The organism is Halorubrum gandharaense (genome assembly GCF_054654575.1).
The window spans coordinates 118,131-143,357 of sequence record NZ_BAAIET010000001.1 but is presented as its reverse complement, the minus strand read 5'-3'; the positions used below and the strand labels follow the sequence as shown (position 1 = coordinate 143,357).

The window sequence follows — 25,227 nt, the reverse complement described above, 5'->3', positions numbered from 1 at the left end:
GTTCTCCCGGTCGAGTGCCGATCAGGCCTCGTCGGGGTCGGTCGGCACGTCGATGTCGCCCGCGATGATGTCGTCGCGGATCTCGTCGACCTCGTCGACCACATCCTCGGGGATCTCGGAGCCGAGCTCGTCGCCGTAGACGCAGGCGACACCCTCGTCCTCCAGTCCGAGCTCGACCTGCGAGCCGCCCTGGAAGTCGTCGTTGACGACGTTCTCGACCGACTCGTACACCGCCTCGCCCACCTGCTTCACCATCGACGCGAGGATCACGTCCGCGAAGTCGGGCTCGGTGAGCGACTGGTCGGAGTCGACGCCGATGGCGAACCGCTCCTCCTGCTGGGCCGCCTGGAACACGCCGACGCCGGAGCCGCCGGCCGCGTGGAACACCACGTCAGCGCCGCTCTCGTACATCGAGAGGGCGGCCTCCTGCCCGCCGGACGGGTCCGCGAAGTCGCCGACGTAGCTGGTGATCACGTCGATGTCGTCGTTGACGTACTTCGCGCCGCCGGTGAAGCCGGCCTCGAACCGGCGGATGAGCGGGGACTCGACGCCGCCGACGAAGCCGACGTTCGTGGAGTCCGCCTGGGTTTCGCCGCCGCCCGCGCTGAACGACTGGCCCGTCAGGAGCCCGGCGAGCGCGCCGACGAGGAACGATCCCTCCTCGTCTTTGAACTCGTAGCTCGCGACGTTCGGCTCGTCGAGCTGGTCGTCGACGAGCATGAAGTTCTGGTTGGGGAACTCCGGAGCGACCTCCGAGAGCGCGTCGAGCTGGGCGAACCCGATACACGACACGAGGTCGTAGTCGGGGTCCGTGGACTCGGCGTAGCGGCGCTGGAACTGCGAGAACTCGCCGGCGTCCGCGGGCTGGGACTCGCTGAACTCCATATCGAAGTCGTCCGCGGCATCGATGATCCCGCGCTGGGCGGCGTCGTTGAACGACTCGTCGCCGAGTCCGCCGAGCGCGTACACCATCCCGACGTTGTACTCGGCCTCACCGGTCGCCTCTTCCTCCTCTCCTGCGTCCCCGTTCGCGCCGGAGTCACCGCCGTCGCCGTCGTCATCTCCGCCATTGCCGCCGTCATCCGGCCCACCGGTACACCCGGCGAGTCCCGCGACACCTGCGACACCTGTTGCCTTGAGGAACCGACGACGATCGAAATCGGAAGCCATAGTCACCCGTAGAACGGGGGGTACAGGGCATAAAATCGTCGCTTCTTGGGTTCTCTATGCGTCAAATCGTCGATCGGTTGATCGAACGTCAACGGCCGTGCTGAAAAGGGGGTGGGCGCGACGACGACGGCGTCTCGGATGCGTGGGGTTCTACGCCGCCGCGACGGCGTCCTCGACGACCGCCCGGACCTCCGCGACGAACTCGTCGACCGTGTCGCTTTCCGCGTACACCCGAACGTACGCCTCCGTCCCCGAAGGACGGACCAGCGTCCAGGACGCGTCGGGGAACTCCAGCCGGACGCCGTGGTCGGTGTCGACGGACGCGTCGGGGAACGCGTCGGGAAGCGTCGTCTCCAGCCGCGCCATCGCCGGCGACTTCGCCTCGTCGGGGCACGGGATGCTCACCTTCCGGTAGGGGCGTTCCGTGATCGGCGCACGGAGATCGTCCAGTCCGGATTCCGCGACGAGCCGTGCGATGACGGCCGCCGAGCAGACGCCGTCGATCCAGCCGCCGAATCGGAGGTGGACGTGCTTCCACGGCTCGGCCGCGAAGACGACCTCCGTGTCGTCGTCGCTCGCGCCGGCCTCCGCCCGTACCGTCGCGATCCCCTCGTGGAGCGCGCCCAGCCGGACGCGCTCGACGCGCCCGCCGGCCTCGCGCACGCGCTCGTCGATGCGCCCGGAGGCGTTCGGCGTCGTGACCACGACGGGGTCGTCGGCCTCGCTCTCGCGGGTGTACAGCTCGGCCAGCATCGCGAGGACGGTGTCCTCGTGGACCACCTCACCGTCGGCGTCGATGATCACGATCCGGTCGGCGTCGCCGTCGTGGCCGATGCCGAACGCGAACCCCTCCGGGGACTCGGCGATACTCTCGCCGACGCCATCCTCCCCCGCACCCGCGCCGGCACCCTCCGCGGGCGGCCGTCCCGGTCGGTCGACGCCCTCGTTGGCGTCGGCGATGAACGCCCGAAGGTCACGTAGCGTCTCCGGCGTCGGCTTGCTCCCCCGGCCGGGGAAGTGGCCGTCGACGTTGCCGTTGAGGGTGACGACCTCGGCATCCAGTTCGCGGAGGACGGTCGGGGTCGCGGGCGCGGACATCCCGTTGCCACAGTCGACGGCGATTCGCAGTCCGTCGAGATCGGCACCCAGTTCGCGGGCGTACGCCGTCACGTCGCCGAGGTAGTCGTCGAGCGTGTCGATGCGCTCGGTGTCGGTCCAGCGGTCCCACGGAGCGGGGTCGGTCTCCTCGGCGACCAGATCCTCGACGGCGCGTTCCAGCTCGCGCTCGTACTCGACGCCGTCGACGAACAGCTTGATCCCGTTGTCCTCCGGCGGATTGTGCGAGGCGGTGAGCATCACGCCGTGGCGTCCCTGTGAGGCGTGTGCCAGTGCGGGCGTGGGCAGCTGGCCGGCGCGCAGGACTTTTGCGCCGCCGGAGGCGAGGCCGGCCTCCATCGCGGCGGCGATCGCCGACCCGCTCACCCGGCCGTCGCGCGCGACGACGACCTCGGGTGGCTGGTCGTCGGGCGGCTGGTCGGCGTCGTCGTCCCGGCGGTTCCGCACGTCCGTCGCCACCGCGCGGCCGACCGCGAGCGCGAGCTCCGGCGTAACCCGGTCCTCGACGCTGCCGCGGACGCCGGCGGTTCCGAACAGGCTCATGGGCGTACGGTCGGCCGCGGGTCGTTAGAACCCGTCGGTCCGGAGCGACCGTGGCGATCGGGTTATAAGGTCCGGCGCGAGAACCCGATGCCGCACGATGAGCGATGAGCGACAACGAGCACACGTGTTCGTCTCCGGACGGGTACAGGGGGTCTACTACCGCGCGACCACCCGCGACACCGCACGCGAGGCCGGCGTCGACGGCTGGGTCCGCAACCTCGACGACGGGCGCGTCGAAGCCGTCTTCGAGGGGCCGCCGGACGCCGTCGAGGAGCTGGTCACGTGGTGTAAAACGGGGAGTCCGGCCGCCGAGGTCGACGACGTGAGCGTCGAGCGGGAGGAGCCGGAGGGACTGGACGGGTTCGAGGTCCGCTGGTAGCGGTCGCGTTCGGCGTGCTCCGGCGCCGCGTTCTCGGTCGCCAAATCGGGTGATGTGGAGATCCCGACGAGCGACTGGTCCGTGGCGCAGTCGAGAAACAGCCCCGGTTCTACCGCGACTGCGCCGAAAAGGTGCCCACTCCGCACGACTGCTCGTGACGTCCGTCGACCAGAGCGGGCGCCGACGGACCCCGCGGACGCATAGACGCCACGGACGCCGGCGAGCGCCCGGTTCGCCGGGTCCCCGCCCGTACGATGTCGCCGGACTCCGCATTGACGGCGTCGCTGCGGAGTGTGAACGTGTGTAGTTGTCCGGGCGTCACCCGCTAACCGGAACGTCCGGGAAACGCTATACGGCGCGGCGGCATGTGTGTAAACACACGATGATCGATCCGACGCTGTTGCAGTTCAATCTCGAACTCTCCAATGAGCTGTTTTTGATCGCCCGACTGCTGTTCGGCGGCGTTATCGCCTTCACCGGACTGAACCACTTCCTCGACGTCGAGGGGATGGCCGGCTACGCCGAGTTCAAGGGAATTCCCTTCCCGACGTTCTCAGTGATTGCCTCCGGCGTCCTGCTGGTCGTCGGCGGGCTCGGCATCGTCGCCGGCGTGTTCCCCGTGTTCACCGCCGGCGCAGTAGCCGTGTTCCTGCTGGTGTCCGGACTCACCATGCACGACTTCTGGACGGTCGATGACCCCGAGGAGCGGCAAAACGAGATGACGAGCTTCCTGAAAAACGTCTACGGCGCCGGCGCAGCGCTCACGTTCGTCGCGCTCGGCGGGACGGCGTGGCCGTACGCCGTCGACGTTGGCCTCTTCTTCTGAACGCGCGTCCGGGCGGCCGTCACGCCTGACACTCGGCCAGCCACTCGTCGGCCCACGTCTCGATCTCCGAAAAGACGCCGCCCAGCGATTCACCCTTCTCGGTGAGGCTGTAGTACGTCGCCACGGGGGCGTCCTCCTCCATGCGTCGGTCGACGAACCCCGTCTCCTGGAGGTCGTCGAGGACCCGCGAGAGCGTCCGCGCGTTCGCGTCGGTTTCCCGTTTCAGCTCGTTGAAGCGGCGCTCGCCGCCCTGGAGTTCGTGGAGGACGATGAGCCGCCACTGTGAGCCGATCTGCTCCAACGAGTCGACGATTGGACACGGGGAGTCGTCTCCCGGCGTCCCTGCCGCATCTGCATCCACATCCGCCGAGGTGAGCTCCGGTGATGACATCGGTGTTACCTACTAACCAGATCGTCCGGGAACCAATATATAGGTGTCGTTCGTATACGTAGTTACACAATGTCACCAGATATTGCAGCAGTACTACTCCAGTTCGACTCGCCGCTCGCTGGCGAACTGTTCCTCGTCGCTCGCGTCCTCTTCGGAGGCGTGCTGGCGTTCATGGGACTGAACCACTTCCTCGACCTCGACAACATGGCGGGCTATGCCGAGTTCAAGGGCCTCCCGGCGCCCCGCTTTTCGGTGATCGCCTCCGGCCTTCTGCTGGTCGCCGGCGGGCTCGGACTCGCCGCCGGGATCGCTCCGGTCATCTCGGCCGGCGCGCTCGCCGTCTTCCTGCTCGTCTCCGCGGTGACGATGCACGACTTCTGGGCGATCGACGACCCCGAGCAGAAGCAGAGCGAGATGACCGGATTCCTGAAGAACGTCTTCGGCGCCGGCGCCGCGCTCGCGTTCCTCGCCGTCGGCGGCTCCGCGTGGCCGTACGCGGTGAACCTCGGCCTGCTCTAGGCCCGCTTCGGGACCTGTCGCCGACCGCGGTGGCGTTCGACTTCCGCCACACCCGGCCAACAGGTGAACTACCCCACCCTACTCGCTCACGGCTGACGCCGTTCGCTCCTTGAGGAAGGGGGCTTACCGCCTGCAAACTGCCAACAGCTAACTGCCGTCCTCACGAAGCCCGCATCATGAGCGACGCGCCACCCACGACGGGGCTTCACCACGTCACGAACGTCTGCACCGACATGGACGAGACGGTCGCGTTCTACGAGGACGTGCTCGGCTGGCACACGGTGAAGCGGACGCAGAACTACGACGATCCGGGAACGCTCCACTACTACTTCTCGTCCACGCCGACGGGCGAGCCCGGAACGACCGTCACCTACTTCGAGTATCCCGATTCTCGGGGGACTCCCGGTCCCGGCGCCGGCCACCACTTCGCGTTCGGCGTCGCCGACGAGGAGACGCTTCGCGAGTGGCGCGACCACCTCCAGGAGCACGGCGTCGAGGTCTCGCCGGTGAAGGACCGGACGTACTTCAAGAGCATCTACTTCACCGACCCTGACGGCCTGGTCTTCGAGCTGGCAACGGAGGAGCCGGGATTCGCCGTCGACGAGGACAAGCCGGGGAGCACGACGATCGACCCCTTTGAGGAGGGAAAGGGACAGCCCTGACTGCCGGTGCTGATTTCTGATTGATCACCCGTTTAAATAGAATGAGCCAGTCTCTTCTGCGAAGGTCCCCGGATTCCCGGTCATCATCCGGACGTGCGATCACCTCTTATGACCTTATATGCTATTAAGTATCCCTACCTCATTTGCCGGAGCGTTCATATATGGGACACTGCTACTCGGTGCCAAGATGGCTGACTCGAACCGCGGCACCATGAAAGACGTCTCGCACACTGCACCGAACGATACCTCAGCGGACTCCGTCTGGACGCGAGGGCGACGATGGGAGAGCGAAGAAGAAGAGGAAGAGGAAGAGTAACCGCCAGTCTGCGATCTTCACATCCTTTTGAAGTCCTCATAAGTCGTCGAGCGCAGTGCTCGCCGCGCGCGCCGCGATCGCCTCGCTCGGCGGGCGTGACACGCCACAACCACCGCGACCAACAGCCGGCGTTCTCGCCGGTGATAGCCGCGGCCGCAGCTTTAACCGGGTTGATTGAGGAGAAAGGCGTATGATCGAGGTGCGGGGATTGTCGAAGACGTACGGCGACTTCGCGGCGGTCGTCGACAGCACCTTCGCCGTCGAGGAGGGCGAGGTGTTCGGCATCGTCGGCCCCAACGGCGCCGGCAAGACGACGACGCTGAAGGTGCTCGCCGGGCTCGTCGAGCCGACCGACGGCGAGGCTCGCGTGGCGGGGTTCGACGCCGGCGACCCGGAGATGCGCCGCCAGCTCGGCTTCCTCCCGGAGGAGTCGCCGCTATATGAGGAGATGACGCCGCTGTCGTACCTCCGCTTTTTTGCGGACCTCTACGACGTGCCGCGCGAGGAGGCGAACGAGCGGATCGAGGAGGCGCTCGACCGGCTCCAGCTCGACCACCGCGAGCGCCGGCTCGGCGACATGTCGAAGGGAATGAAACGCAAGGTCGCCATCGCGCGCTCGCTGGTCAACGATCCCGACGTGTTGGTGTACGACGAGCCCGCCTCCGGGCTCGACCCGGTGACGACCAACTCCGTGCTGGAATTCACCCGTGAGCTTCGAGAGGCCGGGAAAACCGTCGTCTTCTCGGCGCACAACCTCTACCACGTCGAATCCGTCTGTGACCGGGTCATCATCATGAACGAGGGGCGAATCGTCGCCCGCGGCTCCGTCACGGACATCCGCGAGGAGCACGGGGAGACGACGTACCACGTCTTCACCGACGTGCCGGTCGAGCTCTCCACTGCCAAGTCCGACCTCGACGAGCCGATATCCGCGGAGTCCGTCGGCGACCGCTACCGGACGACCGTCCCGACGATGGACCACGTCGAATCCGTGCGCGAGGCCGCCGCGGACGCCGGCGGCGAGGTCGTCGACATCCGCACCCGCGAGTCGACGCTGGAGGACGTGTTTCTCGACCTGGTCGGACGGCCGATGCCGGGACGACAGACCGGAACGGTGGAGGAAGAGGAGTGAAAGACCGACTGCGACGAATCCTCCGGATCGCCCGCTGGGAGACGAGCCAGGCCGCCGGCGGGCTCGACCGCCAAACGCTGCTGGCCGCGCTCGTGATCCTGTTGTTCGCCGGCGGCACCGTCGCGGTCGGATTGGCCGCGGGCGTCGCCGGTCTCGATGTGGACCGGGACGTGTACCGCGTCGGCGTGGACGACGACTCGCCGTACGCCGACGCGGTCGAGGAGTCCGCGCCGCTGACGCCAGTTCCAGCCGAGCGCGCGACACTCGGGGAGAACGCGGACGCGATCGTGGATGATGGAGGAGGCGGAGCAGGCGGTGCTGGAGCCGCAGGCGGAGTGGTCGTGTGGGCGGCGGACTCCGCGAAGGGCGAGGCAGCAGCCGCGGCCGTCCGCGACGCGGTGCTCGCGGAGAACGAACGCCGGATGGCCGCCGAGTCGAACGCCACCGCGGCGTACCCTCTCGACGTGACGCTCCGGTACGTGAGCCGGAGCGCCGGCGGTGATGTGACGCTTGGTGAGCCACCGGATTCGGGCGATGATGACGGAGACGGCGAAGCGGGCGACGACGCTGGCGACGGTGATTCGGATGCCGGCGACCCGGACAGTGACGGGACGGACGAGGACAGCGAAGACGACGCACTTGGCGTTCCCTCAATCGGCGGCGGGGCGTTCGGCGCCGACCACGTCGGGTCGGCCGGCGGGATCACCCCGCCGTTCCCGTTCGTCTCGCTGGTGTTGGCGTTCGTCTTTCTGGTACCGCTGAACTTCCTCATCCAGGCGTACGGCTCGTCGATCCTCAACGAGCGGGTGAACCGTCGCGGGGAGCTGTTGTTGGTCACCCCGCTGGCGCCCGGCGACGTGGTCGCCGGCAAGACGCTGCCGTACGTCGTCGCGGCGGTCGGGCTGACCACGGCCATCGCGCTCGCGGTCGGCGGCGGGCCGCTCTCGGTGCTCGCCGTGCTCCCGCTGGCGCTCGCGTTCTTGGGCGCGACGTTCGTCGGCGCCATGTTCGCGCGGTCGTTCAAGGAGCTCACCTTCGTGACGGTCACCGTCAGCGTCGTGTTGACGACGTACGCGTTCGTTCCGGCGGTGTTCACCAACGTGACGCCCATCGCCCTCGTCTCGCCGCTGACGATCGTCGTCTTCGATCTGCAGGGCGAGTCGATGTCACTCGTCGAGGGACTGTTCTCGACGGTGCCGCCGCTGGTCGTCGCCGGGCTCCTGTTCACGCTCGGCGCCGGCGTCTACCGCGAGGAGGACATGTTCACGCAGAAACCGCTCCCGCGAAAGTTCCTCGACGCGCTCGCCGTCCGGCTCTCGGCGCTTCCGGCAGACGGAGGATCGCTCCGCGCGCGACTCCGCCCCTTCGCCGCGGTCGCGGTCATCACCGCCTGCACGATCCCGTTCGTGTTCGTCGCGGAGCTGCTTGCTGTCGCGGTGCTGTTCGCACTGCCGATCACCCTGTCGATCCCCGTGCTCCTCGTCTCCATCGCGTTCATCGAGGAGGTCGCCAAGAGCCTCCACCTCTACGCCGGCTTCGAGCGCGGCGTCTTCGCCCGCACGGACGTGGTCGCGGTCGGCGTCGGACTCGCCTCCGGATTCGGCTTCTTCCTCGCGGAGAAGGTGACCGCGGTCGTCCAGGCGGTCGGCCTGCTGGAGCTGTACGTTGGTCGGGCGGCCTTCGGATCCGTCGCGGGCGTCGAGGGACTTTCGCCGGCGGTCGCACTCGGGCTGTTTCTGGCCCCCCTGGCGCTCCACTGTTTCGTCACCGTCGTCGCGGCGGTGGGTGCCAGCCGGAACCGGACGGTGTACGCGGCCACGCTGGTGTTGGCGACGCTGATCCACGCGGCGTACAACTTCGTGGTGGTGAGCATCCATGGGTGACGCTCGCAGCCGTGGACCGCGGCGACGCGACCCGCGCCTCACGATCGCGAAACGGGAGCTTGCCGGCCTGCGCGCGGAGAAGACGATCCTGCTGGCGATCGGGATCCAGCTGTTCATCGCGCCGTTCTCGTCGTTTCTGGTGGTGGGGCTCGTCTCGATGTACGACCCGGCCGGACTCGACGGCGCGGAGATCGAGATCGCCGGCTCCGGCGACGCAGTCGCGGACTTGGAACGCGCCGCCGACGAGGTGCCCGGTGCCAGCGTCACCCGATACGAGGAGCCGAGCGACGCGCGAGCGACGTTCGACAACCGCATGGCCGACGCGGTGGTGATCGCCCAACGAACCGACGACGGTCGGATATCCGTCTCGGCAACCGCGCCGGACTCGAACGTCGAGACGACCGTTATCGTCGTCCAACTCCGCGAGGTGCTGTACGCCTACGAGAACGCCGAGCGCGCCGACCGGTCGGCCTTCTTAGAGCAGCCGCCGCTTGCGATCCCCGATCGAACCGGATCGAGTCCGTACTACACCTTCACGTACACGGTGCTGATTCCCCTGCTGGTGTTCCTCCCCGTCTTCATCTCCGGATCGCTCGCCGTCGACTCCGTCACCGAGGAGGTGGACCGCGGGACGCTGGAGCTCCTCTCCGTTGCCCCCATCACGCCCGCCGACATCGTCGATGGCAAGGCGCTTGCGGCGGTCGCCATTGCTCCGGTACAGGCGCTGGCGTGGCTCGTGTTGCTGTCGCTCAACGGCACACCCGTCTCGAACGTCGGGATCGTCGTCGGTGTGACGACGGCGTTCACCCTGCTCGTCGTCGCCGTCGCGCTCGCCATCGCGCTGGTGTCGCCGGACCGGCGGGCCGCGCAGTTCCTCTACTCGGTCGCCGTCATCGCACTGTTTGGCGGCGCCACCGCGCTTGCCGGCGGCCCGACCAACGCCGTCGCCCGCCTCGCCATCGACAGCGCCGACGCCGCCACGTACCTCACGGTGGCAGTGTACGCGGTCATCGCCGTCGTGGCGTTCCTCGGCGTGCGGGAGTTCGTGCGCCGGGAGGGGATCGAGAGCTAGGAGTGAAATTCCGTGTTACGTCCCGAACGCGCCCAAACTCGACTGGAGGTCGCGCTCCGGCACCTCCTCCGTGAGCCGGTAGCCGACGAGGTCGCGGGCGTCGACCGCGTAGGTGGTGCCGTTACGGTCGAGTACCATCACGCGGCCCTTCCAGCCGCGGACGGTGCCCGCGGCCATCGTCTCGGCCATCGGGCGCTCCGCGAGGTCGAGCCCGTAGTCGAACTCGTAGGTGGCCTCGAGATCGAACCGGTCGAGCAGGTCGTTCCACGCGCTCTCGTCCACCGTCTCGGCGAAGCCGTCGACCTTCGTCGGGACGCGCACGCGGTCGACCAGGCCGGTCTCCGGGCTGGCTGCCAGCTCCGACTCCACGTCCCGCACGACCCGCCCATTGGGGTAGGTGCGGACGTGGGCAGCGCGGTCGGCGCCCTGCTCGCGGAGCCGGGTGTCGAGGCGCCACTCGCGGGTGACGCCCACCTTGAACGTGTCCGGAGCGAATGCCGCAAGATAGAGGGCGTGTGGCTCCGTACAGTCCATCTCGTCTTTTAAACAGGACCCGGTACAGCGCGCACACACCCACACCGAGGAGTGTGCGTCACAGTATGGTGCGTCCGTCGCGTCACACGCCAGATGCTCGCCCTCGTGAATCGTCCCCGCGCAGCGACGCTCGCCGAGCCCGAAGGCGAGCTCCGTCCCGGGTGAACAGTCGAGCCGGACCACATCGGCGGCGTCCGCATCCGGTCGGCCGGCCGCCTCGCCGGCGCCGTCTCCCGCGAGATAGAGGCCACCGTCGCCGTCCTCGTCGCGCGCGTCGTACCCCACTACCTGCACGCCATCCCGTAGGAGACGGGAGGACTTAAACGGTGAGCGATGGGCCCGTCGGCGGTCGTGGTCGGCTGTCGTCGATCGGCGCTCGAAGAAAGCGTTGGCCCGGTGGCCGGGTTGAGATGACGGCGTCGCCGACGCCCGGTCACTCGGCACTTCGAACGTTCGAGCCGCCGCAGTCCGGGCACGCGATGCGCTGCATCCGGTCGCGCGGTTCCTCGAACGCCGCCCCACAGGCCACGCACTCGTACGCGAACGTCGCCGCCTCCTCGTCCGGCCCCGCGACGATACGCCGAAGCGTACCGGCAAGGCTCATGGTTGCACGCCGAATTTGTGGTCGAAGCCTTGTGAATGCTTGGCTCGATCGGCGCCGCTGATCCGCGTAGAGCTCCCGCATGGCGCCCACTTTTAAGGCGACTCCGGGCAACGCTCCGCCGTGCTCGATGCGACCCTCTCGGCGGCGCCGACGGCCGACGGCGACGCCGTCGACCTCGCGCTGACGGTGACGAACGCCGGCGCCGACCCCGTCAGCCTCTCGTTCCGAACCGGCCAGCGCGCGGACTTCGTCGCGCGCGCCGTCGGTGACGGGGGCGGCGGAGGACGGGGAGACGGCACCGCGGGAACCGCGGGCACCGACACCGACCCGGTGTGGCGCTACGGCGAGGGCCGAATGTTCACACAGGTGCTTGGCTCCGAGACGCTCGATCCTGGGGAGTCCACCACCTACATCGCCACGTGGTCGAACCCGCCGGCGGGCGCCTACGAGGTCGAGGGCGAGCTCGCGGCGTCCGACGCTGACGTGAGCGCGACGGCGACCGTCGAAGTCGGTGAGTGACGGGGACGAGCGGGAAACGACGGGCCGATCGCCAAGTAGCAGCGTCTCCGATCGGCGAGAACAGCGTCGTCGGCGCCGACGCGCCTACGAGGCGCCGTCCAGCCGGTCGGGCGCCAGCTCCGCGATCAGGTCGCGCGCACCGCGCCGGACGGACTCGTGGCTCGACAGCGAGGGCTCCCAGCCGAGCGCGGCGAGTTTCTCGACGGAGAGGCGCATCTTCGGCACGTCGCCGGTCCAGCCGCGGTCGCCGCCGGTGTAGTGGTAGTCGGGCTCGACGCCGAGCTCCTCACTCACGATGTCGGCGATGGCGGTAACGGAGGTCGTCGTGCGCGTGCCGAGGTTGTAGGTGTTCATGTCGCCTTCGGCGTGCTCGACGACGTGGAGCAGGGCGTCGACGCACTCCGAGACGTGCATGTACGACTTCTCCTGGCGGCCGTCGCCGAGAATCTCGAGTTCGTCGGGGTCCGCGAGCAGCTTCTCGATGAAGTCGGGGACGACGTTGCCGCGCTGGTACGGGCCCACGATGTTGGCGAATCGCACGTTCCAGACGGTGAAGTCGTACGAGTGCGCGAACGTCGACAACACCGCCTCGTCGGCGAGCTTCGAGGAGCCGTAGACGGAAATCGGCTCCAGCGGAGCATAGTCCTCGGGCGTCGGACGCGGCGCCTCGCCGTAGACGGCCGACGAGGAGGTGAATCCGAGGTTGGTGACGCCCACCTCCCGCATGCGCTCGACGACGTTGTACGTCATCGTGGTGTTCTCCTCGTAGAGCGTCCGGTCGTCGTCGAAGTTGGTGTCCGTGTACGCCGCGAGGTGGAAGACGGCGTCGAGGTCACCCGTGACGACCTCGGCAACGTCGTCGGAGTCCGTCATGTCCGCGCGGACGAACGTCGCGTCCTCGGGCACGCGGTCGGACTCGCCCTTCGAGCAGTCGTCGGCGACTCGCACGTCGGCGCCGCGGTCGAGGAGCGCGGCGGCGAGGTAGCTGCCGACCAGCCCGGCGCCGCCGGTCACCAGCACCCGCGCGTCGGAGAGGTTCATGTGACGACCTGTAGGAGCAACGGAAAAAGCGGTTGCGGTCGCGGTGGGCGTGGCTTCCGACCGCGTCCGTCACGAGGGCCCGCACTCATCCGAACAGCGGTCCAGGTTCGAACGCGTCCGTATCGTACACGCCGCGGAGGTAGGCGACGCCGAGCGCGACGAGAAAGAGCCCGCCGAGCACGGCAGCCGCCGCGCCGACGAGGTCGGCACTCTCCGCTCCGTCGTCGAGGAGCGTGGGGAGGGACGTGGAGACGAGCAGGATGCCGAGGAGCAGGTCACCCGCGCCGATCAGCTGGAGCCACGAGAGGCCGGCGGCGCTCCGGCCGAAGCCAGCGAGGAAGAACGCGGCGCCCGCAAGCAGCACGAGCACCCCTTGCGTCACCATGATCGGGTCCCGCCACAGATCGAACCCGAACACCGCGGTGAGCACCAGATAGCCGAGCAGGAGCGCGGAGCCGAGAACGGCGAACCAGCGTCGCTTCATACGTCACCCGACGAGCGTGTCGGCTTAAAAGGGACGGAAGGTGAGCGGCTGGGAGCCGCCTGGACGGGTCGCTCCGGAACCCTAGCCGTCGCCGCATCGAAAGGTCCACCCGGCTTCCCCACGCAGCACGGGTATGCACGACGAACGCGAGGTCGTCGTCCTCCGGTACGGCCACCGTCCGGGACGCGACGACCGCATGACGACCCACGTCGGGCTCACCGCCCGCGCGCTCGGCGCCGACCGCGTGGTCCTCCCCGACAACGCCGGCCAATCCGCCGAGACCGTCCGCGACATCACGGACCGCTTCGGCGGCCCGTTCAGCGTCGAGCTCCGCGAGGACCAGAACGCGATCGTCCGGACCTTCGACGGCGTCGTCGCCCACCTCACGATGTACGGCGAGCGCGTCCAAGACGTGGAAGCCGACATCCGGGAGGCGGTCGGGCTCGCGAGCGCCGCGGGAGACGAACCCGTCGATGCGGCGGCGAGTACCCCGCGCGACCTCCTCGTCGTCGTCGGCGGCGAGAAGGTGCCGTGGTCGCTGTACGAGCGCGCCGACTTCAACGTCGGCGTCACCAACCAGCCGCACTCGGAGGTCGCCGGCCTCGCCGTCTTCCTCGACCGGCTGTTCGAGGGTGCCGAGCTGGAACGCGAGTGGGAGGACGCGGATCGGCGTGTGCTGCCACAGGAAACGGGGAAGAAGGTGGTCGAGGCGAGCGAGGCGAACGGGACGGACGAAGCGGGTGAAGAGGGAGAGTCGGCTGCACTGGACGAGTCGGATGTGGAGGGCGACGACCCCCACACTGACAGTTAAAAGGCACTGTTGAAATCCTCAGCAGGTGACAAATTCTGGCCCGGATCCGGTTGGACAGACTGTTCGGTGATCGAGATCGGGAGTGAGTATTGCAGTTCGCTGCTGGCGATAGAGTATATAAACTGTCGAGAGTGGCAGTAGTGGTCTCCTTATAAACGGGATGCGGTGCGGTGGCGCGCCCGGCGAGCGCCCCGCGGGTGCTCGCCGGCGCGCGAGGGAGTCGTCGCCGCAGGCGACGACGAGGCTGGGGAGGCGTGAGGTGCGGTCGCTGTGCGGTGCGGGGCGGGACTCAAAGGGGCAGCCAGCTCCGGGAAGACGGCCGACGTAAGCACTCAAAAGGGCGAGCACTGCGAGCCCTTTTGAGCGCGCAGCGAGGCCCTCGACCGGAGCTGGCTGGGGCTTTGCCGGCGGTCCTCACCAGGGCTGCACCAACAACTCACCTACCAAACACTGCTTATAAATGGCGAACAAAATCACCAATGATCCACTTATAAACTCCTCATACAACCTCGTGCAACACCCACTCCCGATATCGATCAACAAGCAAGTCTCATCGACCAGCTGTTTCACACTATTTTGTATTTGAAGAATAGGATTTCAACAGAGTCATTTAAAAGTGCACCCGACGCTACTCGACGACGTCGACGGTGCCGCGCATTCCCTGCGTTTGGTGGGGCGTGCAGACGTACTCGTAGGTGCCGGCGTCCTCAAAGGTGTGCTCGAAGGTGTGGCCTGCCTCCGCGGTGAGCTCGGACTCGAAGGCGCCGTCGATGTCGACGACGTTGTGCTGTCCGCCTTCGCCGGTCCACTCCCAGTGAACGAGCGTGCCGGCGTCGATGCGGATGTCCTCGGGATCGAACTCCAGCCCGTTCGGGCCGGCACCGACCACCACGTCGACGCGGTCCTCGCCGGTGAAGTCGACGACCTCGTTATCGTCGTCGTCGGAACAGCCGGCGAGCGCGACGACGGAGAGCGCACCTGCGGACGCAACGACCTGGCGGCGCGTACGGTTGACCATGTGCGGAGTAGCCGACCGGGAGCCTAAAGAACCGCGTTCGCTCCCGCCCGGCGGGAACGCCCGAAAGGTGTCGTCTCCCGTGAGCGGGTCGCTTCCGCACCCATCCCCGCGAGGGGAACGACCTTTGTGCGCGGACGGCAAACGACGAGTATGAGCGACTGGACCGACGCCATCGTCGGCGAGCGCATGACCGTGGACCGCGAGTTCAACGACCGCGTGGCTGGCTCGCAGTTCTCCAGCCAGGAGTGGGGGTTGATCATGACGGCGACCGAGTTCGAGATCGAGAACGCCGACGACCCCGAGGCCGCACGGGTCGTCGCCGACACGTCGAAGCTCCCGGCGATCATGCCCGAACTGGCGAACGTTCGCGACCAGGTGGCCGCGATGGGCGGTGCGGCCGGGCAGGGGGGCGCCGGCGGACAAAGCGGCGGCGGGTCGGGCGGCTTTCTCGACTCGGTAAAAGGCGCGCTTGGACTCGGCGGCGGCGGATCGGCGGACGCCGGCGCCAGCGACGAGGAGCTCGCCGCGGCCGAACAGCTCGTTCAGGAGTACGCCGACGAGCTCCAGGCGCATCTCGAGGACGTCGGCAAGTTCGAGCAGGTTCGGGTCGCCTATCAGGAGTAACGGGGCGGCGGTCGAGGCCGAATGGTCGGCGTCGACTACTCGACGTCGCCGCCGTGGAACAGCGTCAGCTCCTCGGCCTCGTAGATGTTGATCAGCTCGGTCACCAGCTCGTCGTAGTCCTCGTCGTCGACGCGGAGCGCGTCGAGCCGCTCGACCGTCTCCTCGTCGAGGTGGATCTGTGGCATACACGAGCATTCGCGTCCCGTCGTCAAAAGGGTCGGGGCCACCGCCCCTCCGCTACCGCAGTCGACGTACTGGCGAGTCCTCGACATCGGGTTCCCGTTCGGCGAGCCGTTCGATCTCCGCCGGCGAGAGCTCGTCGTCGAGGATCGGCGTGTTGCCAATGAGCGTCACGACATCGGCCTCCCCGATGGAGTCGCTGACCTCGACGGCCGTGGACGTTCCGCGTTGCTCGTTCGCAACTCCCCCAACGAGGGACATAACTGTCCCATCGCTATCCAGCAGTTGCCCTATTTCCATGCCAAGTTGGGTATCTACGGCGGGAGACATCCACATCGTGGCCGTGAACTCTCCGGACTCCGTGGGCGAATACGACAGTATCGCTTTTATACCTCTCTTCGGCGACGCGATTCTGTGCGTCGGATCGCCGACGTGCCGAACGCGGGTCGACTGCGCAATGCCGGACAGTTGCAGCGACTCAGCGACGGTGACGCCGGCGCCGAGCAGACGTGTGAACGCACGGAGCGTGTCCGGCTCGGTCGGTTCATCGAGAAACGTCGCGAGTAGCGCGCCGGCGTCGACGAGTGTCCCGCCGAGCGCGGCGTCGGTCCGAGCCCCCAACGTCACCAGCGCGGGTCCGACGAGCTCGATCCCGGACGGGTCGAACAGGCCGTCACCGCAGCGTATTCTCCCGTCCTGAACCGGCAGCGCCACGTGGCAGGCGTCGACTCCGGGATCCGAAAGCGACGCCTCCACGTCGGCGACGGTCGGCTCCGAAACCACGGTGACCGTCGGGTCGCTCGCGGCGTCAACCGTGGCGACGGCCCGCCGGGTCGCCCTCGCGCGCTCGTCATCGTCGACGAGGACGTGAACGACGGCCTCGCCCTCCGTCGGGAGGGACCGAGCCAGCCGGTTCTCGTAGGTCGCCGGCGTCAGCAGTGCGGTGCGGTTCGGCGCCGTCGACAGGTCGGTGACGACATCGGAACCGCCGCCCGTTACGGCGTGGATCCCCGCAGGAACGCCGAGCACGCCGCCGACGGTCTCCTCGCCGGGCATGGCGTCTCGCGTGGGTGTCCGTGGCGACGAGGGACACGCAACCCGGATAGCAGCGAGCCCGTGGACGAGATGCGGAAGCAGCTCGATATCCGCCGGGTCGGGGCGGAGCTGTGCCCGGACCGGTGGCGTCGGCACGTAGGGGGCGGTTTTGGCGGCGTCGATCTCCAGGTACTCCAACAGCTGTTCGGGAATCGACCGGTCGTAGAGGGTGGGCGGGTAGAAGGGAAGCTGTGGTGCAAGCGCGCCGTACTCCCGTCGCTCACTCGGGGCGTATCCCTCCATTCGCACGAGCGAGTCCAACAGCAGGAACTGTCCCACCAACGTCTCGACGCGGCGCTCCAGCTCGGCCCCTTCCGTGGGAAGGCGTTCGACGTAGCCGCCGTCGAGGTGGAGCGCGGGGTCGCCGGGCTCCACGCGGGCGCCGAGGTAGAACGCCAGCGGTGCCACGCGGTAGACGTCCGCATACGTCGCGGGAACCGTGATCCGAACGCCCGTCTCGGGAACGGAGAGGCGGTCCGGGACCCGCAGCTCGTCGCCGCGCTCGAACCGGGGCGGGTACCCTCGGAGGGTCGGCCACGAGCGTTCCGCGGAGAACTCCTTGATCGACGAGCCGAGCACCGAGACGGCCGCCATCAACGACTCCGGGTCGTCGGGAACGGTGATCGTCGCCTCCGGTCGCGTGTGCCGTGAGCGGGCGCCGACGGTGACGACCGTCGACTCGTCGAACGTTATCCGCGCCGGCTCCGGACCGCTGATCCCCTCGGCGTCCATCGCCGCGTCGCGGACGCGGACGTACAGCTTCATCGTTCCCGACACCTCCAGACAGTAGGTGTCGCGGGGGAACGTCGCCGGGTCAATCAGGGTTGCGACCATGTCCCCGTGCTCGTCGCGCAGCCGGAGACTCGCCACGTTCTCGAAGGTGAGGCTGCTGGTCTCGACGGAGACTGCCCCGTCCACCGGAAAGGGGAACACGTCGGTCAGCGCCGGCTCGGGCGCCGGCGTTCCGTCGACGCCGACCACGAGGGTCTCGTTTTCGATCCGGTCGGTCACGCGGAGCTCGCCGTCGGCCCCCGTGAACCCGACGCGGTCCACGCGGTCGGTGCGGTTCATGGAGCAGGGAAAGCGGGTTGGCAGTTATGAGGCTGTCGCTCGTCTCATCAGCCTTCACCGGACGCCGGCGGCACCGTCGGTATCGCCGCGGCGGACACGACCCCCGAGTCTGCGGCGCCGCGTCCCGCCATCAACGGCGTTGTCGTCAGGGAAACCATGGATATCAAGGTGTATTATCCCAAAGGGCTTTGTCGTCAGCGAAGTAAGTGTTCACGAGATACGAGGTCCGGAAGCGTCGTCACACACGTGTTCCGCCAGTCCGTTCGTCCCTGTATTTCGTGGAGACGAGACACACATGACTGATGAATCCGATCCGATCGACGACGAGAGTTTCAACGAGTCGCTCACACGGTTGATCGAGCGCGCACATCGGAACGGGACCGATGTCGACGGCGCGTGGAAGTGCTCGACCCGCGGATCGAGCGAGCATCACTGGGATATCCAGATCACGAGAGTCGAGTACGATGAGGAGGACTGACCGGGGAATACTGATAAATGCCCTTGGTATCCAGCCAAAGGGTTTCCACCGACCCCCGTGTACGGTCGCGTACGTTGATGTGGAGTTTCGCAACTGGCACAGGCTGCCGTCCGGGTGATTCGCAGTGACCGTGATCGTCGACTTCCGGGTCCCCGCCGAGGATTTCGTGCTCGGGAGAGCACTGCAGCGGACCACCGGCTTGTCCGTCGAACTCGAGAAGATGATTCCGGTCGGCAGCGCAACGATTCCCTACTTCTGGGTGATCGGCGAGGGGGTCGACGAGTTCGAGGCCGTCTTGAAAGAGGACCCTGCACTCCTCGGATTCACCGTCATCGACGAGCTCGACGGGCGTCATCTCTACCGTGCCGAGTGGGAGACCGGCGTCGACACGTTCGTGCAGGCGGTCGTCACGCACGACGTCGTACTCCAGGAGGCGTCGGGCGACGCCGACGCCTGGGCGTTCAAGCTCCGCTTTCTCGACGCCTCACAGCTCTCCTCGTTCCACGCCGAGTGCCGGGAGCGCGGTGTCGACCTCGAAGTCAACCGCCTGTACAACCCCATCGACCCGGCGGCGGTGCGGACGGGTGATCTGACGGACGAGCAGCGAACGCTCATCGAACACCTCTACGACGAGGGGTACTTCGAGATCCCGCGGCGGACGACGCTGGTCGACGTGGCCGAGGAGCTCGACCTCTCCGACCAGGCGGTCAACGAGCGCCTTCGCCGGGGACTCAGCACGCTCATCGGCGCGACGCTGAAGCTGGACGACGACGGGGAGCCCTGACCGCGAGAACGGAAGAACGGACGGTGGATGCGGGGGCAGATCCCCCACACGTGCCTCTGACGTGAACGGTGTGGAATGCCGGTAGCAGACAGCTCACGTCCGTGCTGACTGCACCCGTGTTTCGGGACGGTTCCGGATAGGGGTACTGCCTCGACATCAATGCTCCTTAAATATTCCATGAGACCGGCGGCGCGATGCGACCCACTATGGCCGCCTGCCGCCGGCGCACGCCGACAGCCGCGAGCGTCGCGCTCGCACGTCTCGAAGGGGCTCACGCCGGCGCCGACCGCGGCTACTCGTCGCTCGTCTTGATGTCAGCCGAGAGACCCTGTGCCATCTCGATCTCCTTGGAGTTGTTCAGCGTCCACGCCGTGCGGTCGGTGACGGCCTCGATCGACTCACGGGCGGAGGGGTAGCCGTTGCCGGACTTCTTGACGCCGCCGAACGGGAGCTGCACTTCCGCGCCGATACAGGGGAGGTTGCCGTACGCGAGGCCGACCTCCGCGTGGTCGCGGTAGTAGTTGATCTGCCGGTAATCCTCGCTGATGACCGCGCCGGCGAGCCCGTAGTCGGTGTCGTTCTGGATCTCGACGGCCTCCTCGATGTCGCCGTCGTACTCCAGGAGTGCGACGTGGGGACCGAACACCTCCTCGTGTGTACAGCGGAGGTCCGCGTACGGGTCGGCCTCGTAGACGAACGGGCCGATCCAGTGGCCGTCCTCGTGGCCGTCGGGGATCTCCGCGTCGTCGAGCTCCGTGCGGTCGACGAGCACGTTGACATCCTCCTCCTTGGCGAGCTCGTTGTAGTCGCGGACCTTCTGGAAGTGCTCCGCCTCGATGAGTGGCCCCATGAACGTGTCCTCGTCGAGGGGGTCGCCGACGGCGACATCGCTCGCGATCTCCACGAAGCGCTCTTTGAACTCCTCGTACACGTCCGAGTGGACGATGAGGCGCTCGGCGGAGACGCAGCGCTGGCCTGTCGTCTTGAAACTCGACATCACGGCGGAGTGAACGGCGATGTCGAGGTCCGCGTTCTCGGTGACGACGATCGCGTTCTTCCCGCCCATCTCACACGCCACGCGCTTGCCGGGGACGCCGCCGAGCTTGTCCTGGATGTGGTGGCCGACCTCCGCGGAGCCGGTAAAGAGGACGGTCGACACGTCGTCGTGCTCGACGATCGCGTTGCCGGCGTCGCCGAATCCTTGGACCATGTTGAACACGCCGTCCGGGAGCCCGGCGTCCGCGAACATCTCCGCGACGACCTGTGCGCACCACGGCGTCTGCTCGGCGGGCTTGAACACGACGGTGTTCCCCTCGACCAGCGCGATCGCCATGTGCCAGTACGGGATGGCGACCGGGAAGTTCCACGGCGTGATACAGCCCGTGACGCCGCGCGGCTTCCGGCGCATGTAGGCGTCCTTCGAGGGGATCTCCGAGGGGACGATGTCGCCTTTCGGGTGGCGCGCGTCGCCCGCGGCCCACTCGACCATGTGTGCGGCCTCGACCACGTCGGCTTTCCCCTCCGAGATCTCCTTGCCGCACTCCTTCGAGACGATCTCGCCGAGCTCCTCGGTGCGCTCGCGAAGCTCGTGGTACACGTCCCAGAGGTACTCCGCGCGCTCGACCCGCGACAGCTCGCGCCACTCGTCGAACGCCTCGTCGGCGGCGGCGACCGCGCGGTCGACATCCTCGGGAGTCCCCGTGGGGAACTCGCCGAGCGTCTCGCCCGTCGCCGGGCTCTCGCTCGTGAACGTCTCCGCCCCCTCGCCGTCGACCCACTCGCCGTCGATGTAGTGCTGATAGGCGTCTGCCATGGTTCACCGTTTTCGGCGAACGGCCAAATAACCCACCCGACCATGGTCGGTAAAGTCTTTGTGATGCAGTGACGTAGAGGGGGACGTAATGGGGACATCAGATGCGGCGGCGATGGAGGAGTGGTCCGGGACGCGGCTCACGCTCGACCTGTGGCACCCGAACTGCTGGGCCATCGAGGCGACGGGGCGGACGGACGGCGGCGTGCTCGCACACGCGATCTACAACTCGCCGAAGGCGGACGGCGAGGCGCCGAACTCCGTGAACGGGCTCTTCACCGCGTTCGGAGACACGAACGAGGAGGTCGAAGCACTGTTGGACGCGATCCGGGAGTCGGACCACGCAGGGGAGGTGCTCGAACTGCAGGAGCGGTTCGGTCGCGCGAGGGACGCCCCCGGCAACGTGGTTCGGGAGTTCTTCCTGGAGTACGACCCCGCGGACATGGTGTGTCCGACGCTGCTCGAACACGGGTTCGTCCACAGCGCCCCGGTGCGGATCGAGAACGGCCGCGAGGAGTGGCAGGCGTGTTTCGTCGGGGAGCGCACGGAGATCCGCGACGCGCTCGACGGCGTCGAGGAGGCGAGCGGCGCCGAGGTCACCGTCGAGTCGATGTCGTCGTCCGGCTATGCGGGACGGTCCGCCCGCAAGCACCGCCTCGACACGCTGACGACGACACAGCGTGACGTGTACGAGCACGCCCGCGAGGCGGGCTACTACGAGTGGCCTCGCGGCACCTCGACGCGGGAGCTCGCCGACGATCTCGACGTCTCGAAGACGACGCTGCTCGAACACCTGCGGAAGGCGGAGTCGAAACTGCTCGACCCCTGAGCCCCGTTTGCGGGGGCGTCCGTTCTCCTCCAGATCACCGCCCGAGCACGGCGCGCAGCGCGAACAGCGCGTTCGACTTCCGCTCGCGGATCCGCCGGTAGAAGTAGGAGAACCACTTGTCGCCGTACGGCACGTACTGGTACACCGTCACGCCGTCGTCGGCGAGCGCGAACTGTGCGGACTCGCGCACGCCGGTGAGCATCTGTACCTCGTAGGGGGTGCCGTATTCGGCGTGGAGCTCGCCGGCGTACGCCACCATCTCGGGGTCGTGACTGCCGACGGCGATGCCATCGTCGAACGCCTCGAACATGGACGCGAGACAGTCGCGGTACGCCTCGTCGACGCGAGCCTTCTTCGTGTGGGCGATCGAGGCTGGCTCGTCGTACGCCCCCTTCACGAGCCGGACCTTCCCGGGGAGGTCGGCGAGCCGTTCGAGGTCGTCGGGAGTCCGCTTCAGGTTCGCCTGCACGCAGACGCCGACGTTGCCGTCGGTGGCGGTCGTGTGTCGCTCGAACTCGTCGAGGGTCACGTCGGTCGTCTCGTGGTCCTCCATGTCGATCCAGACGAAGACCCCCGGCGTGTCATCGCCGGCGTCGGCGTCAGCACTCCCGGGGGGCGCGTTCGCGGCGTCGACGATCCGGGCGAGGTTCTCCCGAAACACGTCCTCGCCGACGTCGAGGCCGATCTGGCTCGCCTTGACGGAGACGCACGCATCGAGGCTCCGGTCGGCGATCCCCCCGACGAGGTCGACGTACGCCTCGGCGTCGGCGTCCGCCGGCGCTCGCTCCGTGTAGTGCTCACCGAGGAGGTTCACGATCCCGGCGACCCCTCGGGCGTTGAGCGTCTCGACGTGGTCGAGCGCGGCCGCCGGCGTCTCGCCGGCGACGAAGTTGCTCGCGATGGGTGGCAGCATGTACACACCGGAGAGACCCGTCGACATATATGCCCACCCGACCAATTATCCCCCGACTTCACCCGTCGAATTAAACCAGGGTGGCGAGTGTTGCAACGGATGAGACGAAAATCGCGCCGATCCGACCATGGACGGGAAGGGTTTAACGTATGCATATATTCTCGGAAGTCGTAGGAAGCATATGTCACGAGATACCATGGACATGGCGGATCGGCGAACGCTCCTGAAGGCGACCGGGGGGGTTGGCCTACTGGGACTCGCCGGGTGTATCAGTACGACGGACGACGACGGTGACGACAACGGTGACGACGGCGACGACGGGATGGGAGACGGCAATGGCAACGGTGACGACGATGACGAGTCCGCCGACGCCTACGAGATCGGGATGGTCGACTCGCTAACCGGCTCGCTGGCGGACTTCGGAGAGCGGAACCAGCGCGCCGTCGAGCTCGCGCTCGCCGACGTCAACGCGGTCGGCGTGCGCAACCGCGACCTCGAGATCATCGTCGAGGACTCCGAAAGCGAGAGTCAGGCCGGCGTCTCCGCGGCCCAGAAGCTCATCAACCAGGACAACGTCCCGTTCCTCATCGGCGCTGTCGGCTCGGGCGTCTCGCTGTCGATCTACGAGAGCGTCGTGCAGGGGACCGACGCCGTCCAGCTCAGTCAGAACTCCACCGGACTCGGGCTGACCGACTTCCCCGGCCTGCTCCGCATGTCGCCGAGCGGTCGGACGCAGTCGGCGGCGCTCGCCGACATCATCGCCGAGGACGGCTACGACGAGGTGGCGGTCACCTACATCAACGACGAGTTCGGGGAGAGCCTCTACGACGCCTTCGCGGAGGCGTACGAGGGCGAGATCGTCTACGACAGCTCACACGACGGCGAGCAGTCGTCGTACGGCAGTCTCGTCTCCGAGATGAACGGCTCCGGCACCGACGCGTGGCTCTGTATCACCTACCAGCAGGAGTTCGCCACGATGGTGACGAACATGTTCGAGAGCGGCTACGAGCCGCAGCTGTACGGCGCCGACTCCAACCGTGGCGACACCGTCCTCGCCAACACCCCGGAGGGGAGCATGGACGGCATGAAGCTGGTCGAGCCGGCAGCGCCCGAAGACCAGGAGAACTACCAGGCGTTCGCGGACGACTTCGAGGCCGAGTTCGGCGAGTCGCCGACCGCGTGGTCCGCGTTCGCCTACGACTGCGTCGTCACCGCGGCGCTGTCGATCCAGGCGGCCGACGAGTTCAGCGGCGCCGCGCTCGACGAGGTCGTCCGCGACGTGACCCGCCCCGAGGGCGAGGAGGTGTTCACCTACGAGGAGGCGCACGCCGTCCTCGACGACGGCGGTACGGCCGACGACATCGACTACCAGGGCGTCAGCGGCCCGATCGACTTCGACGAGAACGGTGACCCGCGCGGGAGCCTCGCCGTGTTCGAGGTGAGCGACCACGACTACGAGACGATCGAGTTCCGGGAGTCGTAGCTCCCCCCGTCCATGTCGGTTCTCGAATTTGCCGCAAACGGGCTCGTGTACAGTAGCATCATCGTTCTCGCGAGCATCGGGCTGTCGCTGATCTACAGCATCGCGGGATTCGCGAACTTCGCCCACGGCGACACGATGACCGTCGGCGCGTACGCCACGCTGATCGCGTTCGGCCTGATCGGCAGCGTCGGCTTCACCGTGCTCGGACTTCCGCTCGGGTTCTTCCTCGCGGTCGCCGTCGGCATCGTCGTCGCCGCGGCGGTCGCGGTCCTCACACAGCGGCTGGTGTACGACCCGCTTGACGTCGGCTCGATCGGCCTGCTGATCACGTCGATCGGCGTCGCCTTTGTCTACCGGGCGCTGATTCAGATGGGGTTCGGCTCCGACGCGCTCCGGTACGACATCGCCTCGCTCCGGCCGATCGAGGCGCTCGTGCCGTACGGCATTCGGATCACGGCCCACGACCTGGCGACCATCATCTCGGCCGCCGTGCTCGTGATCGGCCTACACGTACTCCTGCAGCACACCGACCTGGGACGCAAGATGCGGGCGATGGCCGACAACCCGGACCTCGCCCGCGTCAGCGGCATCCGGATCGACCGGGTGAAGCTCTGGTCGTGGGTGATCGGCGCCGGACTCGCCGGCGCCGGCGGGGCGTTCCTCGGCCTGTTCAATCAGCTGCTTCCGCGCATGGGGTTCAACCTGCTGCTCGTCGTGTTCGCCGCCGTCATCCTCGGCGGCATCGGCTCCGTCTACGGCGCCGTACTCGGCGGGTTCCTCATCGGGATGGTCGTCGAGATGACGCCGCTGTTGTCGCGCGTCGGGATCCCGATCGGCATCGAGTACGCCGAGGCCGTCGCCTTCTTGATCATGGTGGCGATTCTGCTCGTTCGGCCGGAGGGGATCGCGGGTGACGCCGCCGATGGAGGGGGTGTTTGAC

The 25,227-nt window shown here is 67.6% G+C and carries 28 protein-coding genes; 16 read left to right on the top strand and 12 right to left on the bottom strand.

Translation table 11 applies throughout. From position 1 onward, the window contains the following. Window positions 1–21 precede the first annotated feature (21 nt). A complete protein-coding gene (locus ACYQ07_RS00670; protein WP_459875966.1) occupies window positions 22–1,170 on the bottom strand; it encodes a BMP family ABC transporter substrate-binding protein in 1,149 nt (382 codons plus the stop codon). A gap of 150 nt (window positions 1,171–1,320) precedes the next feature. After that, window positions 1,321–2,829 (bottom strand): phosphohexomutase domain-containing protein, encoded by a 1,509-nt coding sequence (locus tag ACYQ07_RS00665; RefSeq protein ID WP_459875963.1) that lies wholly within the window; start codon window positions 2,827–2,829, stop codon window positions 1,321–1,323. Between the two features lie 97 nt (window positions 2,830–2,926). Here ACYQ07_RS00665 and ACYQ07_RS00660 point away from each other — a divergent pair, with 97 nt between their 5' ends. Both ACYQ07_RS00660 and ACYQ07_RS00655 read left to right on the top strand, forming a co-directional pair. Continuing rightward, a complete protein-coding gene (locus ACYQ07_RS00660) occupies window positions 2,927–3,208 on the top strand; it encodes an acylphosphatase (protein ID WP_459875960.1) in 282 nt (93 codons plus the stop codon). A gap of 382 nt (window positions 3,209–3,590) precedes the next feature. Continuing rightward, a complete protein-coding gene (locus ACYQ07_RS00655; protein WP_459875957.1) occupies window positions 3,591–4,034 on the top strand; it encodes a DoxX family protein in 444 nt (147 codons plus the stop codon). 19 nt (window positions 4,035–4,053) lie between these two features. Here the strand turns inward: ACYQ07_RS00655 and ACYQ07_RS00650 are convergent, their stop codons facing one another. Continuing rightward, window positions 4,054–4,425 carry a winged helix-turn-helix transcriptional regulator gene (locus ACYQ07_RS00650; RefSeq protein WP_459875954.1) on the bottom strand — a complete coding sequence of 124 codons (372 nt, stop codon included), beginning with the start codon at window positions 4,423–4,425 and terminating at the stop codon, window positions 4,054–4,056. Window positions 4,426–4,494: 69 nt separating this feature from the next. On the opposite strand from ACYQ07_RS00650, the gene ACYQ07_RS00645 reads away from it, so the two are divergent. The 6 genes from ACYQ07_RS00645 (at window position 4,495) to ACYQ07_RS00625 (ending at window position 10,009) form a co-directional block, all read left to right on the top strand. Continuing rightward, complete coding sequence (locus tag ACYQ07_RS00645) at window positions 4,495–4,944, top strand: DoxX family protein (RefSeq protein ID WP_459875951.1); 450 nt, start codon at window positions 4,495–4,497, stop codon at window positions 4,942–4,944. Between the two features lie 176 nt (window positions 4,945–5,120). Beyond that, on the top strand, window positions 5,121–5,606 hold the full coding sequence (locus tag ACYQ07_RS00640; protein WP_459875949.1) for a VOC family protein: 486 nt from the start codon (window positions 5,121–5,123) through the stop codon (window positions 5,604–5,606). Between the two features lie 118 nt (window positions 5,607–5,724). Next, the gene (locus ACYQ07_RS15470) at window positions 5,725–5,922 is read left to right on the top strand and encodes a DUF7989 family protein (protein WP_487247232.1); all 198 of its coding nucleotides are present in this window, start codon (window positions 5,725–5,727) and stop codon (window positions 5,920–5,922) included. A gap of 190 nt (window positions 5,923–6,112) precedes the next feature. Further along, the gene (locus tag ACYQ07_RS00635; protein WP_459875946.1) at window positions 6,113–7,054 is read left to right on the top strand and encodes an ABC transporter ATP-binding protein; all 942 of its coding nucleotides are present in this window, start codon (window positions 6,113–6,115) and stop codon (window positions 7,052–7,054) included. After that, the gene (locus tag ACYQ07_RS00630; RefSeq protein ID WP_459875943.1) at window positions 7,051–8,937 is read left to right on the top strand and encodes a PrsW family intramembrane metalloprotease; all 1,887 of its coding nucleotides are present in this window, start codon (window positions 7,051–7,053) and stop codon (window positions 8,935–8,937) included. Before ACYQ07_RS00635 ends, ACYQ07_RS00630 begins: the two co-directional genes overlap by 4 nt. After that, entirely contained in the window at window positions 8,930–10,009 is a 1,080-nt protein-coding gene (locus ACYQ07_RS00625; protein ID WP_459875940.1) for an ABC transporter permease, read from the top strand. The genes ACYQ07_RS00630 and ACYQ07_RS00625 overlap by 8 nt, the downstream gene beginning before the upstream one ends. A 15-nt stretch (window positions 10,010–10,024) precedes the next feature. On the opposite strand, the gene ACYQ07_RS00620 is transcribed toward ACYQ07_RS00625, so the two are convergent. Both ACYQ07_RS00620 and ACYQ07_RS00615 read right to left on the bottom strand, forming a co-directional pair. Continuing rightward, complete coding sequence (locus ACYQ07_RS00620; protein ID WP_459875937.1) at window positions 10,025–10,837, bottom strand: DUF2797 domain-containing protein; 813 nt, start codon at window positions 10,835–10,837, stop codon at window positions 10,025–10,027. Between the two features lie 139 nt (window positions 10,838–10,976). Beyond that, window positions 10,977–11,147, bottom strand: a complete 171-nt coding sequence (locus ACYQ07_RS00615; RefSeq protein WP_459875934.1) for an FmdB family zinc ribbon protein — start codon at window positions 11,145–11,147, stop codon at window positions 10,977–10,979. 120 nt (window positions 11,148–11,267) lie between these two features. Here ACYQ07_RS00615 and ACYQ07_RS00610 point away from each other — a divergent pair, with 120 nt between their 5' ends. Continuing rightward, entirely contained in the window at window positions 11,268–11,666 is a 399-nt protein-coding gene (locus tag ACYQ07_RS00610; RefSeq protein WP_459875931.1) for a BsuPI-related putative proteinase inhibitor, read from the top strand. 84 nt (window positions 11,667–11,750) lie between these two features. Here the strand turns inward: ACYQ07_RS00610 and ACYQ07_RS00605 are convergent, their stop codons facing one another. Continuing rightward, complete coding sequence (locus ACYQ07_RS00605) at window positions 11,751–12,707, bottom strand: NAD-dependent epimerase/dehydratase family protein (RefSeq protein WP_459875928.1); 957 nt, start codon at window positions 12,705–12,707, stop codon at window positions 11,751–11,753. Window positions 12,708–12,792: 85 nt separating this feature from the next. After that, window positions 12,793–13,191 carry a DUF7994 family protein gene (locus ACYQ07_RS00600; protein WP_459875925.1) on the bottom strand — a complete coding sequence of 133 codons (399 nt, stop codon included), beginning with the start codon at window positions 13,189–13,191 and terminating at the stop codon, window positions 12,793–12,795. 133 nt (window positions 13,192–13,324) lie between these two features. Between ACYQ07_RS00600 and ACYQ07_RS00595 the strand changes: the two genes are divergently transcribed. Next, on the top strand, window positions 13,325–14,002 hold the full coding sequence (locus ACYQ07_RS00595) for a tRNA (cytidine(56)-2'-O)-methyltransferase (RefSeq protein WP_459875922.1): 678 nt from the start codon (window positions 13,325–13,327) through the stop codon (window positions 14,000–14,002). A 628-nt stretch (window positions 14,003–14,630) separates the two neighbouring features. Here ACYQ07_RS00595 and ACYQ07_RS00590 read toward each other — a convergent pair. After that, window positions 14,631–15,020, bottom strand: a complete 390-nt coding sequence (locus ACYQ07_RS00590; RefSeq protein WP_459875919.1) for a halocyanin domain-containing protein — start codon at window positions 15,018–15,020, stop codon at window positions 14,631–14,633. Window positions 15,021–15,170: 150 nt separating this feature from the next. Between ACYQ07_RS00590 and ACYQ07_RS00585 the strand changes: the two genes are divergently transcribed. Then, window positions 15,171–15,644 (top strand): DUF5799 family protein, encoded by a 474-nt coding sequence (locus tag ACYQ07_RS00585; protein ID WP_459875916.1) that lies wholly within the window; start codon window positions 15,171–15,173, stop codon window positions 15,642–15,644. A gap of 35 nt (window positions 15,645–15,679) precedes the next feature. Here ACYQ07_RS00585 and ACYQ07_RS00580 read toward each other — a convergent pair whose 3' ends face one another. Then, on the bottom strand, window positions 15,680–15,829 hold the full coding sequence (locus ACYQ07_RS00580) for a DUF7557 family protein (protein ID WP_459875913.1): 150 nt from the start codon (window positions 15,827–15,829) through the stop codon (window positions 15,680–15,682). 52 nt (window positions 15,830–15,881) lie between these two features. Beyond that, entirely contained in the window at window positions 15,882–17,990 is a 2,109-nt protein-coding gene (locus ACYQ07_RS00575) for a hypothetical protein (protein ID WP_459875911.1), read from the bottom strand. Between the two features lie 295 nt (window positions 17,991–18,285). Between ACYQ07_RS00575 and ACYQ07_RS00570 the strand changes: the two genes are divergently transcribed. Continuing rightward, window positions 18,286–18,468 carry a hypothetical protein gene (locus ACYQ07_RS00570; RefSeq protein ID WP_459875909.1) on the top strand — a complete coding sequence of 61 codons (183 nt, stop codon included), beginning with the start codon at window positions 18,286–18,288 and terminating at the stop codon, window positions 18,466–18,468. 124 nt (window positions 18,469–18,592) lie between these two features. Next, complete coding sequence (locus tag ACYQ07_RS00565; RefSeq protein ID WP_459875906.1) at window positions 18,593–19,252, top strand: helix-turn-helix domain-containing protein; 660 nt, start codon at window positions 18,593–18,595, stop codon at window positions 19,250–19,252. Between the two features lie 292 nt (window positions 19,253–19,544). Here the strand turns inward: ACYQ07_RS00565 and ACYQ07_RS00560 are convergent, their stop codons facing one another. Next, window positions 19,545–21,065, bottom strand: a complete 1,521-nt coding sequence (locus ACYQ07_RS00560; protein WP_459875902.1) for an aldehyde dehydrogenase family protein — start codon at window positions 21,063–21,065, stop codon at window positions 19,545–19,547. An 88-nt stretch (window positions 21,066–21,153) separates the two neighbouring features. Between ACYQ07_RS00560 and ACYQ07_RS00555 the strand changes: the two genes are divergently transcribed. Beyond that, window positions 21,154–21,891, top strand: coding sequence for a helix-turn-helix domain-containing protein (locus ACYQ07_RS00555; protein ID WP_459875900.1), 738 nt, complete (start codon window positions 21,154–21,156; stop codon window positions 21,889–21,891). Between the two features lie 34 nt (window positions 21,892–21,925). On the opposite strand, the gene ACYQ07_RS00550 is transcribed toward ACYQ07_RS00555, so the two are convergent. Further along, window positions 21,926–22,804, bottom strand: coding sequence for a proline dehydrogenase family protein (locus tag ACYQ07_RS00550; RefSeq protein ID WP_459875897.1), 879 nt, complete (start codon window positions 22,802–22,804; stop codon window positions 21,926–21,928). A 181-nt stretch (window positions 22,805–22,985) separates the two neighbouring features. Between ACYQ07_RS00550 and ACYQ07_RS00545 the strand changes: the two genes are divergently transcribed. Together ACYQ07_RS00545 and ACYQ07_RS00540 are read left to right on the top strand one after the other, a co-directional pair. Then, window positions 22,986–24,287, top strand: coding sequence for an ABC transporter substrate-binding protein (locus ACYQ07_RS00545; protein ID WP_459875894.1), 1,302 nt, complete (start codon window positions 22,986–22,988; stop codon window positions 24,285–24,287). Window positions 24,288–24,299: 12 nt separating this feature from the next. Continuing rightward, window positions 24,300–25,226 carry a branched-chain amino acid ABC transporter permease gene (locus ACYQ07_RS00540; protein ID WP_459875892.1) on the top strand — a complete coding sequence of 309 codons (927 nt, stop codon included), beginning with the start codon at window positions 24,300–24,302 and terminating at the stop codon, window positions 25,224–25,226. Window position 25,227: the final 1 nt, after the last annotated feature.